The organism is Aeromonas sp. A35_P (assembly GCF_002259925.1).
In the GTDB taxonomy this organism is placed as follows: domain Bacteria; phylum Pseudomonadota; class Gammaproteobacteria; order Enterobacterales; family Aeromonadaceae; genus Aeromonas; species Aeromonas dhakensis.
Genome location: NZ_NEVB01000027.1, coordinates 1 through 12,490, shown reverse-complemented (window position 1 = coordinate 12,490; position 12,490 = coordinate 1). Strand labels below are relative to the sequence as shown.

Genomic DNA, 12,490 nt, shown 5'->3' with positions numbered 1-12,490 from the left:
GTCAAGGGCACTGTGGCCGTCTTGATCAAGGACGATGAAGGCAAGGAGATGATCCTCTCCTATCTGAACCAGGGCGACTTCCTGGGCGAGATGGGCATGTTCGAGGAGAACGAGAATCCCGAGCGTTCCGCCTGGGTGCGTGCCAAAGGCTCCTGCGAAGTGGCCGAGATCTCCTACAAGAAGTTCCGCCAGCTGATCCAGGTCAACCCGGAAATCCTAATGCGCCTCTCCGGCCAGATGGCCAAGCGGCTGCAGCACACCAGCCAGAAGGTCGGCAACCTCGCCTTCCTGGACGTGACCGGCCGGATCGCCCAGACCCTGCTGAACCTGGCCAAACAGCCGGATGCCATGACCCACCCGGACGGCATGCAGATCAAGATCACCCGTCAGGAGATAGGCCAGATCGTCGGCTGCTCCCGCGAGACCGTCGGCCGGATCCTCAAGATGCTCGAAGAGCAGGAGCTGATCTCCGCCCACGGCAAGACCATAGTGGTGTTCGGCACCCGCTGATCCCGCGACTGGCGGCCCCGCACTGGGCCGCCGGATAAAGAAGGCTGCCACGGCAGCCTTTTCTGATCGCCTCCCCTATAATCCCGAACGCCCCTGCCAGCACGGCTTTCGCCAAGAGAGATCCTATGCACCTTCAATGCCCCATTTGCCGCAGCCCCCTTCAGCTGCATGACGCCTCCAAGGGGCGCTACTGCGCCAACAAGCACCACTTCGATCCCGCCCCGGAAGGCTATCTGGATCTCATCCCCGGCAAGAAGAATCCCAAGGACAGTGACAGCCGCGCCCTGATGCGCGCCAAGCGTCACTTCCTGGAGCAGGGCCACCAGCTGCCGCTGGTCGAGGCGATGGCCAGCCTGCTCGCCCCCCTCGAACCGCGCGAGCTGATCCACCTGGGCTGCGGCGAGGGTTACTACTGCCGCGCCCTGGCCGAACGGCTGCCAGGCTGGCAGTTTGCCGGCGTCGACATCGCCAAGAACACCATCTTCGCCGCCAACAAGGCGCAGCCGGAGGGCCAGTTCGTCATCGCCGATCCGGCTCGCGCCCCCATCATGCCGGGCACGGCCCAGCTGCTGCTGGTCAACGATCTCAAGGTCAAGACCGAGCTGCTGGTCAACTGGCTGGCACCGGGCGGCTACCTGCTCTACCTGCAGCCGGGGCCGCGCCATCAGTGGCAGCTGAGGGTCAGCCTCAACCCGGTCAGCATGGAGCACCCGCTGAGCTGGCCGAGCCTGGCCGGCCTCGACCCCATGGGTCAGCTGCGCTGCCAGTTCAGCATGCAGATGGATCAGGGCCTGCGCGAGCACATTCTGGAGACCAGCCGCCTCGGCTGGCGTGCCAGCGGCGAGCAGCGCCACGCCTTCACCCACCAGGGACCGGACGCACTGGAGCAGGATCTGCTGTTGAGCCTGTGGCAAAAGCCGCTGTGAGCATGCCCACCCCATGAAAAAAGGCCCTGACGGGCCTTTTTTATTGCGCGGAGATGCCATTACAGCTTGATCCAGGCATCGCTCCAGGCCGTGCCCTTGCCGGGCTCATAGGCCCAGGCCGCACCGGCACACCAGCCGGTGTAGGGATGGGGCTTGCACTGGTAGTTGCCCCCCAGATTGCTCACCTTGTCACCGGCCTTGTAGGCAGTACCCTCCTGGTAAGGCGGATTGCCATCCGGCGGCGTGGTACCGCCGCTGCCCTTGATCAGGATCTCGTGGGTGGCGCTGCGGCTCAGCCCCTTGTCGTCGGTCACCTTGAGCACGAAGCCGTAGCGGGTGTCGCTGGCAGGGGTCGGCGGCAGGGTGGCACTCAGGGTGGACTGGGTCAGATCCGAGGCGCTGGCCCCGGCCGGCAGGGTCCAGGCGTAGCTGAGTGGCTTGCCTTCCGGATCGCTCGAGCCCTGGCCGGAGAGCAGCACGGTAGCGCCGCCCAGCGCCTCGCTCGGGCCGCTGATGCTGGCCACCGGCGGCAGGTTGGTGCCACCGCCGTTGTCCTCGATCACCACCTCGGGGAAGAAGTGCTGCACGCAGCGGCTGTAGTCACGCTCCTTGAAGGCGCTGAAACGGGTCTGGTAGCCCACCAGCTTGCAGGCGTAGCTCTTGCCGCCGTTGGGGTTGCCCGGCACATAGCTCCAGTCGTTCTCCCAGTAGATGGGCAGGGCGCCGGATCCGGCCTCGTCGAACACCTTCATGTTCTTGCAACCGAGCACCTCGTCGGCAGGCACCGGCACCCCCAGATACTGGGCCTGGGCCTGGTAGTAGGTGATGCGGTTCTGGGACTGGGCATGCTCGGCCGCACCGCCGCACTCCACCCCGCCGTTGATGATCTGGGTGGTCACCCCGAAGCCCGGCACCAGGCCGTTCTGCCGGTCGTGGGCATTGGGCTGCCAGGTGCCGTCGACCACGTGCAGCATGGAGGGCTTGGGCGGCTGCGGATAGACGAAGAAGAAGACGGCGCTGGCCAGGTTGAGCCAGGTGTCCGCCACCTTTTCCGGGTTGTCCAGCAGGGTGCGCACTGTGCCGAACATGGCCTCGGAGAAGGGGCCGTAGTTGTAGTTGTACGACAGCTGCTTGGCACCGCGACCGAAGTAGCTCTTGAACTCGCCGTTGTCGAACTTGCCGCACGGCCACTGCTGACCCTGCCACACCTCGGGGTTGCACTCGGCGTTGTAGCCGCCGCGCATCTGCTCGGTCCAGCCCATCTCGCGCACCCACACCAGGCCCTGGCGCCACTCGGGCTCGGGTCGCCAGTTCTCGTGGCCGCCGGTCTCCTGGGCGAAGTGGGCGAACATGGTGGCCAGCGACTTGCGGCAGATGGCCTCGGCGTTGCGCCCGTCGCTGTAGTCGCCACAGAAGGCCGGGAACTTGGCCACCGCCTGCAGGAAGCCGCGATAGGTGTACTCCGGCGCCCGCAGCGGGAACAGGAAGTTGAACTGCGATTCGCTGAGCAGCCCCTCCACCCGTTTCACGTTGGCGGGGTTGAGCGGCAGACCCGGGGCCACCGCCTCGACCACGGCATTGTCGCGGGTGGCGATGGAGGCCTTGACCGCCGTCATGGCCGGGAAGTCGGTGAGCGCCTGCTCCCTGGCATCCAGCTCGCTCTGGCTCAGATAGACGGGGCTGCCGTCGGCGGTACCGCTGCCGCCCTGATCAGGCGGCGTTACCCCCTCTCCGCCGGCGGGGGGCGTCACCTCACCCTCACCCATCAGCGCCCACGGCGAGTCCCACTCGTTGGCCACCTGCAGCCCCGGGCTCTGGCCCGGATTGGCGTACCACTTGGCCTCGTAGATCTGGCCGTTGAAGCTGACCTGGCTGCCGCCGGCATAGCCCTGATTGATGTCATAAGGGGTGGCGGCCCACAACTGGCCACTCAGACAGAGCGCGGCCAGCAGGGTGGCCACAGAGGACTTTCTTGTCATCATATTTACCTCTTGCTAGAGAAGGGCGGGGCTTGGCCCCCGCCCGTGGCACCTCGCGTTGCGCGAGGCGAAAAGGGATCAGCGCATTGCCAGCGGCATGCCGTTGACCGTGTAACCGAGCCCGGCCGGGGCCGGGGCAAGCTGGGCCTCGGCCTGTGACTGGCCACGGCACAGCACGCTGGCGCTGCGCGGCTCGCTCGCGGTCGGCACGTTGACGTGGAACTTGTTCATCACGCTCGCGCTCAGCCTGTGGTTGGCCAGCTTGAAGCGCAGCAGGCCGTCGCGGGTCTCCACCTGCAGCTGGCAGTCACTGTTGCCGAGCCGCTCGCCGTCATCGCCATAGGCAAAGCCGTAGGCGCCGTGCAGCGCCGGGTAGAGGTAGCTCGGCAGCTGACCCTGCGGGTCGTAGTAGCCGACCAGGGTGGTCACCGGCACGCCGAAGGCGGCAGGCTTGCGATCTACCGCCAGATCCGCCGGCGCCCCCTCGTTCCAGCGGCTGCCGTCGGAGGTGTAGCTCTTCTTGAAGCCGCGCGAGACGGTGATCTGCTGGCCGTTGATGAAGAGGGTGCTGTTGTAGCCGGCGTCGTGGTCGATGCTGACGATGCGGCCGCGATTGACCGCCGAGGCTGCCGGCAGCTGGATGTTGCGGGTCCAGTTGCCATCCCACATGGCCACCTTGACCAGATCGTACTCGGCCAGCAGGGCGGCCAGCCTGACCTCACCCAGGTCGCTCACCGGCGCGGTGATCTGCTCGGCGAGAGTGACCCGGTGGCGGTAGGGCTCCATCTTCGCCTGGCTTTCGTTCCACTTGCTGAAGCCGGTGGGCGAGCTGGCGTCGAACACCGCCTTGCTCTCGAGGAAACGCTGGATGATGGCCGCCGAGTTGGGGGTGTAGAGGGTGAAACGGTTGAAGCCGGAGAGCGGCTCGCCGCCGGCCATGGCGTCGAAGCCGAACTGGCGGCCATCAAACGGGGCCTGGCACTGGCCGTCGAGGCAGGCGCTCTGGCCGCTGCGGCTCGCAAAGAAGTTGGGGATGAAGCGGTTCTTGTCACCATCCCAGCCCCAGGTGGCGTTGATCTGGTCGGCGCTGCGGTGCACCGAGCCGGCAAAGCCGCCCACGTAGTGGCCAAGGCCGTAGTTGTGGCCCACCTCGTGGCTGAACTCGTTGCCAAGGGAGGCGTCCAGGGTGACGATACCGCCCCCGCCGGAGCCGCCATGCACCTGCACCCCGTTGGCGTATTTGCCGCGGCTGTTGTGGGCCGCCAGCTGGGCCACCACATAGGGATGGCTGCTCTCTCCCTCCCCGGCGGTGCTGTTGATGCCGTAGTTGGCATTGTCGATACCAAGGGAGACCAGCTCCTTGCCGATGCGCTGGCGCATGGTGCCGCTGTGCCAGCCCCCCTCGCTCGGATCAAAGTCGGTGAGCAGGGTGCCATCCGGCAGCATCACTTCCGGCAGCGCCAGCGGCGCGTATTGGCTGACGACGAGGCGGCTGGCGGGAATGGTCTGGAAGTACTCCCGCTGGGCTTCTTTATCTTTGGCAAAGGCGAACTGGTCGCGCGGGCTGGTCAGCATGCCGATGTCGATGGTGTGAATGAGCAGCTCCCCCGGCGCTCCCACCTTGAGGTCGGTCAGCTCGCCGCTCAGCTCCCCCTGGCTCAGGCGCAGGGTCAGGCCGGGCATGATCCACTGGCCGCGCACGAACTTGAACTGCTGGCTCTGGCCGCGGGAGAGGGTCACCTGACGGCCGCTGAAGTAGACGGTGGAGTTGTAGCCGGCATTGGAGGCGAGGCGCACCATCTTGCCCTCCAGGCTTGCGTCGCGAGGCAAGAAGATGTCGCGCACCCAGCGGCCGTCGGCGGTCTGGATGGTGACCAGGGCATGGGGCTGCAGCTTGCCGAGCAGGAAGGCGCCGCTCGGATCGCTCAGCCTGGCCAGCTCGCTGCTGCTGTTGATAAGGGTGCTGGTGCCGGGGCCCGGGGTGAAGTCGACCCCCTCCTCCGGCGTCCCTTCCAGGTAGTAGGCGGTCTTGGGCAGGCGGGAGGGCGGCTCCAGCGTGAGGCTGCCGAGCAGCTTGCCGGCGCCGTCGCGGGCCTCGAGCGCCAGCGGCGCCTCGTTGCCGGCCTGCAGCGGGCGCACCAGCAGCAGGCTCTTGCGCAGGGCGGTGAGGCGGGGCTGGTTGTCACCCTCCCGCGGGTGGGCGGGCAGGATCTGGCTCTGGGCAAACTGGACGCCGGCCAGCAGCGATCCCTGCAGATCGTTTTGCGGCCGGGTGGTATCAAAGACCAGTGGCGTGGGTGGCTGAACGGCGGCCAGCAGCGGGCCGCTTGCCAGGGCTGCGCCGATCAGGCAGGCAAGACGTGTGGTGCATGTGGTCATGGTGTGCTCTTTTGTTGTTATGGGGGAAAAAGAGGGGCATGTCCTGCATGCCCCTGTGGATGGTGAATTACTTGCAGCTGGCGGCGCCGATGTCCTGCCAGACGTCGTGCTTGCCTGGCTCGTTGCCGCGGGTCCAGTACTGGGCCTTCCACTGGCGACCGTTGTGGCTGGTCACGTCACCGGCGTTGTAGGCGACATTGGCATCCCAACCCAGCTGCACCTGGCTTATCAGCTTCCACTGATCGGCGCTGCGGCTCGGCTCATTGCCCTGGGTCCAGTACTTGGCCTGCCATACCAGCTGGTTGTGGCTCACCTTCTCGCCACCGTTGTAGGTGGTCGCAGCCTTCCAGGCCGGCCAGTTGGCGGCATCCGGATCGGTGGCGTTGCAGTCGCCGCCACCGCTGACCGGGGTCACGGTGAGGCGGGTAGCGGCCTGGGCATCCAGTGCGCCGTCGGTCACGGTGACCGTGAGGTCATAGCCGGTCTCCACGGTGACGCTGGGGCCGGTCACCACCAGGGTCTTGCTGTTCTGACCGCTGGCGGTGAGCCCGGCCGGCACGCTCCACTGATAGCTCAGGGTATCGCCGTTGGGATCGCTGGCGTTGGCGGTGATGCTCACCTGCTTGCCGGCCTGCACCGAGACCTTGTCCTGCACCGTGACGACCGGTGGCAGGTTGGGCTGTGGCGCCTTGTTGGTCACCACCACCTGATCCTTGGCGCTGAGGTTGTGGTCATCGGTCACGGTCAGCTCGAACACCAGATTGACGTCCTGGCTCACCGCATCGACGGCTACCTTGGCCTTGGCCTGGCTGGCATCGCTCAGGGTCGCCTTGGGACCGGAGATCTGGGCCCAGCTGTAGCTCAGCACAGCCCCTTCCGGATCGCGGGAGGAGGAACCGTCCAGCACCAGCTCGGCCGGCCCGGTCACCGCGAGATCGGTGCCGGCATTGGCCACCGGCGGCTTGTTGACCGGCGGTGTGCTATCGCCGTGGCCCAGCCCCTCGTGCATGGCGTTGAGAATGTCGCCGTTGTCGGCGTCGATTTCCCAGGCGAACATGCCGCCGAGCTGGTTGGCCAGCACGTACTGCCCCTTGGCCTTGACCGAGCGCTCGTCATCGAAGGTGATGAGCTCGCCGGTGGCAGCCTTGAACACGGACGGTGCCTCGGCCACTTCGTCATAGCTGTACTGCCAGTCGCCGGCCATCTTGCCCTTGGCGATGCCGCGGTAGTCGATGACCCCCTTCTCCCAGATCCCTTCCGCCTCGGTGCCCGCAATCGGGCCGGTGGCGGTGCCGGTGAAGGGGTTGTTGCCCTGATACCCGCTGACGCCGGTCCAGCCGCGGCCATACATGGCGGCACCCACCACCACCTTGCCGGGCTCGACACCCTGACCCAGCAGCGCCTTGACCCCCTTGTCGGTGGTGTACTTGGTGTTGGGATCCCAGCTCGACTCGTAGAGCGCAGTCTGGTGACCCAGCCCGGTGTTGGTCCAGGCGCCGTTGAAGTCGTAGCTCATCAGGAAGATGTGATTCATGTATTGCTGGGCGGCGCGATAGTCCACCTTGGCAATCTTGTCGCCGCCGGCACTGATGGCGGAGGTGAGCTCATAGGTGCGGCCCGTCTCTGCGCTCAGCTCGTCGAGCATGGCGCGCAGCTCCTTCATCAGCAGCACGTAGGTCTCGCCATCGGAGGGGCTGCCGAGGTTGGGGTTGGCCCCGAGGCCACCCGGGAATTCCCAGTCGATGTCCACCCCGTCGAAGAATTTCCAGGTCTGCAGGAACTCCTTCACCGACCCGACGAAGGTGTCGCGCATGGCCTTGTCACCGAAGAAGAAGAAGGGATCGGAGAGGGTCCAGCCACCGATGGAGGGGAGGATCTTCAGGTCCGGATAGGCCTTCTTGAGCGCCATCAGGTTGCCGAAGTTGCCCTTGTAGGGTTCGTCATAGGCGGTGAGATTGCCCTGCCCCATCTGGATGGCGGCCCAGGGATCGTGGATGGAGACCTTGAAGTCCTCGCGCCCGGCACAGGAGCGCTGCAGCGCCTCGAAGCTGCCGGAGATCTCTTTGAGGCTGTCGTTGATGCCGTTGCCACCGCAGATCGGGGTGAAGCCGTAGAGGATGTGAGTCAGGTTCTGGGCCGGGATCTTGTCCACGGTGAACTTGCGACCATAGACTCCCCACTCCACGTAGTAGGCCCCCATCACCTTGCCGGTCTTGTTGACGTAGGGCTTGTTGTTCTCCTGGAGCGGCGCCTTGAGCGGCAACAGGTGGCTGCCGTCGGTGTCGGCCACCAGGATCTCTTTCTTGTCGGAGAGGGTGCAGCCGTCGGCGTTGCACAGGGCCACCTGCATCTGGTAGCGGCCCCCCTGGGTGACCTTGAAGTTGGCGGTGCCGGAGGCGGAGGCGGCGCCGGACCACACCTCCTTGCCGTCGAGCAGCACTTTGGCGGTCTGGCCGACATCACCGGACCAGAGGTTCCAGCTCACGCTGACCGGGGCACCATCCTTGTGAACCGTCACCAGCTTGTTGTAGGAGGTGGCGGCCTGGTCCACTTCGACGATGGCGAACTTGGTTTCGCCCCAGCCGATGGTGGGTTTGCCGGGGGCGGCAGCGAAGGCGGAGGAGGCGCAGAGCCCCCCGACGATCAGTGCCAGTACGGAGGGTTTTGGACTTAACATAGTTGAATATCCTTATTTCGTTCTTGGAATAGATAACGAAAAAGGCAACGCAACCTGACAGGTAACGCAGACAACATCGCACCATGGCTTGGCCCATGGACGAAACAACCTGTGGTGGCCCCGCTATCCTAGGTACCGCTGACCCTTAGACCGGAAGCTTTGCGTCCCGGACTTTCATCCGGTTTGCCTTTTGCACAACTTGATTTGCGATAAAAATAATCGCGACCTGACTATAAGGAGTCAAAGGAGAGAGGGCAAACCCCAGATTGATTATTAATAAGTCACTTTTTACCGATTTTGAGCCTCAAACGAGAAGAAAAGGCACATTTCCGGGTCGGAAAGTGCCGATCTTGCCACTTGGGGGCCAGTGATTAAAAATCGGGCGAATTCCCGGATTCGTGATCACCATCAAGTTTGGCCGGCCGCAAGATGCTGTTCATCAGCGCCCGCAGCTTGAGCGGTTTGACCGGTTTGCTGATGTAGCCGTAGCCGTGTTCGCGGATCTGCGCCTGCAGCTCGCTCTTGCGATCCGCGCTGATGATGATGCCGCCGATGTGGTTGCCGTGAGCGAGGCGCAGCATGTGCAGCGCCTGCAATCCGGTCTTGCCGTCGTCCAGATGGTAATCGGAGAGCACCAGTTGCGGCAGGAAGCCGCCGGCGATGAGATCCTCCGCCTGGGCCTGGCTCTGGGCGCACACCACCTCGCAGCCCCAACGCCCCAGCAGTGACTGCATGGCGATCAGGATGTCGCTCTCGTTGTCGATGCAGAGCACCCGGATCCCCTCCAGCTGGCTGTCGCGCTGGGCGGGGGCCGCCACCTGCGTCGTTGCGACAGGACGGGTCGCCAGGTTGAGGGTGACGGCAAACACCGAGCCCGCCCCCGGCCAGCTGCGCAGGGTCAGGTTGTGGCCGAGCACCAGGGCGATACCGCGGGCTATGGCAAGGCCGAGCCCCAGTCCCTGCTCCCGCGCGGTGCGGGAGTGATCGAGGCGGGAGAACTCGTCGAAGATCGCCTCCTGCTTGTCGGCCGGAATGCCGGGGCCGTTGTCCCACACCTCGATGCGCACCTTGTCGCCGAGCCGGCGGCAGCCGAGCAGCACCCGGCCGCCCGGGTTGTAGCGAAAGGCGTTGGTGAGGAAGTTTTGCAGCACCCGCCGCAGCAGGCGCACGTCGCTGTAGACCGCGAGGCTGCTCTCCACCACCGAGAACTGGATCTCTCCCGCCTGGGCCAGCACCCCGAACTCCGCCTTGAGGTTGTCGAACACGTCGCGCAGGGCGAAATCCAGCTTCTTGGCCTTGAACTTGCCCGCCTCGAGACGCGAGATGTCGAGCAGATCGGTGATGAGATCCTCGGTCGCCCCCAGCGCATCGTCGATGTGGCGGGCGATGCGGGCCGGCTCGTCCGCCGGCGGCAGCATCTCCAGCAGGGAGGAGGTGAACAGCTTGGCGGCGTTGAGCGGCTGGGTCAGGTCGTGGCTCACCGCCGCCAGGAAGCGGCTCTTGGAGTGGTTGGCCCGCTCCACCTGCTGGTTCACCAGCAGCAGCTGACGGTTGAGCTCGGAGAGCTCGTGGGTGCGCTCGGCCACCCGCGCCTCCAGGTGTTCGTTGGCCTCGCGCAGCACCCGCTCGGCGTCGCGAAACGGGGTGATGTCGGTAAAGGTCATCACGAAGCCGCCCGCCGGCATGGGGTTGCCCTGCATCTCGATCACCCGGCCATCGAGGCGCTCGCGGGCCGAGATGTGCTGGCTGCCCCGCTGCATGAAGGCGACCCGGCGCGCCACCTGGGCCTCCACATCGCCGGGGCCGCACAGCCCCTGCTGGGCGTTGTAGCGGATGATCTCCTCGATGGGGCGACCCACCTGGATGAGGCCGGGGGGATAGTGGAACAGCTCGATGTAGCGCCGGTTCCAGGCCACCAGCTTGAGCTCCCGATCCACCACCGAGATCCCCTGCCCCATGTGTTCGATGGCACCCTGCAGCAGGCCGCGGTTGAAGCGAAACACGTCAGAGGCCTCGTCCACTATGGTGGCGATCTCTTCCAATTGCATGTTGCGCCCCTGCAGGGCCGAGGCCAGCACCAGCCGCGCGGACGAGGTGCCGAACACCCCGGCCAGCAGCCGCTCGGTGTGGGCGATGAGCTCGGCGGAAGCCTGCATCTGGGGCGCCAGGGTACCGCCCCGCTCGCCGGCGAAGCGGCCGAAAGCGCGCTTGACCCGGCTCGAACCGACGAAGCGGGCCGCCAGCATCTCCAGCTCCTTGACCGAGACCCGTGCCTGATAGAGCGCCGTGGTGTCGCGGCTCGGCTTGCCGACGAAGTTGGCCGCCTGCAGCCGCTCGCTCACCGCCGGGCGGGAGAGCAGGGAGCCCGCCACATAGCCGACCAGGTTGAGCAAGAGGCTGAGGAAGATGCACCAGGCCCCCAGGCTCAGGTCGCGTACCGCGGGCCAGTCGGGCGGCGCCAGCAGGGTCGCCAGCGGCGAGCCGGCCAGCAGGCCGCTCTCCGCCAGCAGGGTGGCGAACCAGAGGCTGACCCCGAGGGCGAGGCCGAGATAGACCCCCTTGCGGTTGCCGTGCCGCCAGTAGAGGCCGAGCAGCAGGGCCGGCGCGAACTGGGCCACCGCGCCAAACGACAGATAACCGATGCGCGACAGGCTGGTGAGATCCCCGAGCCAGAGGTAGAGCCCACAGGCCGCCAGCAGGATCAGCAGGATGGCGCCGCGGCGCACCTGCAGCAGCAGGCGCACCAGCCGCTCGTCCCGCCCCTGCTGCCAGAAGCGGCGCAGCAGCACCGGCAGCACCAGATCGTTGCTGACCATGATGGCCAGCGCTATGGTGCAGACGATCACCATGCCGGTGGCCGCCGAGGTGCCTCCTAGAAACGCCAGCAGCGCCATGCCGTCGAACCCGAGCGACATGGGCAGGCTGATCACATAGGTATCCGAGGCCATGCCGGCCCCCACCCACTGCTTGCCCGCCAGCGCCAGCGGCCAGATGAAGAGCCCCATCATGAACAGGTAGAGCGGGAACAACCAGCGCGCCCAGTGCAGATCCTGGCCCTGGTTGTTCTCCACCACGGTCACGTGAAACTGGCGCGGCAGGCAGATGACGGCGCACATGGCCACCAGGGTGTAGATGGCGAGTTCCAGCAGGCTGCCCGGCGTCACCGCCACCACTGCATCGAGAAAATCGCTGGCCACCAGGGTGCGGGCCTGGCTCGGCTTGCTGAGGATGAGCCAGAGCGCGAAGCTCCCCACCGCCATGAAGGCGAGCAGCTTGACCACGGATTCGAAGGCAATGGCCACCACCATACCGCGGTGGTGCTCGGTGGCATCTAGGTGGCGGGTGCCGAACAATATGCTGAACAGAGCCAGCAGCAGGGCCACCCCGAGGGCCAGCCCGGCGGTATTGCCGGTGGGACCGGCGGGCACAGGGTTGGCCATCAGCAGATCCAGCCCGGTGACGATGGCTTTGAGCTGCAGCACCAGGTACGGAAGTATGCCAATGATGGCGATCAGCGCGATCACCATGGCCAGGCGCTGGGACTTGCCGTAACGGGCGGCGATGAAGTCGGCGATGGAGGTGATGTGTTCGCGCTTGGCCACCAGGATGAGGCGGGCCAGCAGTCGCCAGCCGAACAGGAACACCAGCATGGGCCCCAGGTAGATGGGCACCGGCGACCAGGGCGACTCGCTGGCCTGCCCCACCGTGCCAAAGAAGGTCCAGGAGGTGCAGTAGACCGCCAGCGACAAGCTGTAGAGCAGGGGCTGCCCCTTTAAACGGCGACGTTTGTTCTTGTCCGCCACGTAGGCGATCAGAAACAGCAGCCCCAGATAGGAGAGCGACAATCCGATCAGCAACCATCCCTGGTGCATCTGTAACCTCTTGTCCGTGTTGAAGATTCAAGCGCAGCAGCAGCCAGTCTAGAGAGCCGCCCGAAAAATGTCATCTTCTTATTGCAGCAAGAATTTATCGTTTTTCAATAAAAAACGGTTGAATAAATATCGAAAAACGATAAACAT

At 65.5% G+C, this 12,490-nt stretch carries 6 protein-coding genes and 1 riboswitch; of the genes, 2 read left to right on the top strand and 4 right to left on the bottom strand.

Going from position 1 to position 12,490, the window contains the following annotated elements; all coding sequences use genetic code 11:
- Both crp and CAK78_RS02545 read left to right on the top strand, forming a co-directional pair.
- Window positions 1–510: cAMP-activated global transcriptional regulator CRP (gene crp, locus CAK78_RS02550; RefSeq protein WP_094696267.1), on the top strand; the 510-nt coding region annotated here is incomplete at its 5' end.
- A 125-nt stretch (window positions 511–635) separates the two neighbouring features.
- Window positions 636–1,436, top strand: coding sequence for a putative RNA methyltransferase (locus CAK78_RS02545; protein WP_005304051.1), 801 nt, complete (start codon window positions 636–638; stop codon window positions 1,434–1,436).
- A gap of 59 nt (window positions 1,437–1,495) precedes the next feature.
- On the opposite strand, the gene CAK78_RS02540 is transcribed toward CAK78_RS02545, so the two are convergent.
- From CAK78_RS02540 to CAK78_RS02525, 4 genes are all read right to left on the bottom strand, one after another.
- Window positions 1,496–3,418: a glycoside hydrolase family 19 protein gene (locus CAK78_RS02540; RefSeq protein ID WP_303396015.1), complete on the bottom strand. Its 1,923-nt coding sequence runs from the start codon at window positions 3,416–3,418 to the stop codon at window positions 1,496–1,498.
- Window positions 3,419–3,493: 75 nt separating this feature from the next.
- On the bottom strand, window positions 3,494–5,794 hold the full coding sequence (locus CAK78_RS02535) for a M66 family metalloprotease (protein ID WP_094696265.1): 2,301 nt from the start codon (window positions 5,792–5,794) through the stop codon (window positions 3,494–3,496).
- Window positions 5,795–5,861: 67 nt separating this feature from the next.
- A complete protein-coding gene (locus CAK78_RS02530; protein WP_094696264.1) occupies window positions 5,862–8,471 on the bottom strand; it encodes a glycosyl hydrolase family 18 protein in 2,610 nt (869 codons plus the stop codon).
- A gap of 110 nt (window positions 8,472–8,581) precedes the next feature.
- Window positions 8,582–8,669: riboswitch (cyclic di-GMP riboswitch) on the bottom strand.
- A 173-nt stretch (window positions 8,670–8,842) separates the two neighbouring features.
- Entirely contained in the window at window positions 8,843–12,343 is a 3,501-nt protein-coding gene (locus CAK78_RS02525) for a hybrid sensor histidine kinase/response regulator (RefSeq protein WP_094696263.1), read from the bottom strand.
- Window positions 12,344–12,490: the final 147 nt, after the last annotated feature.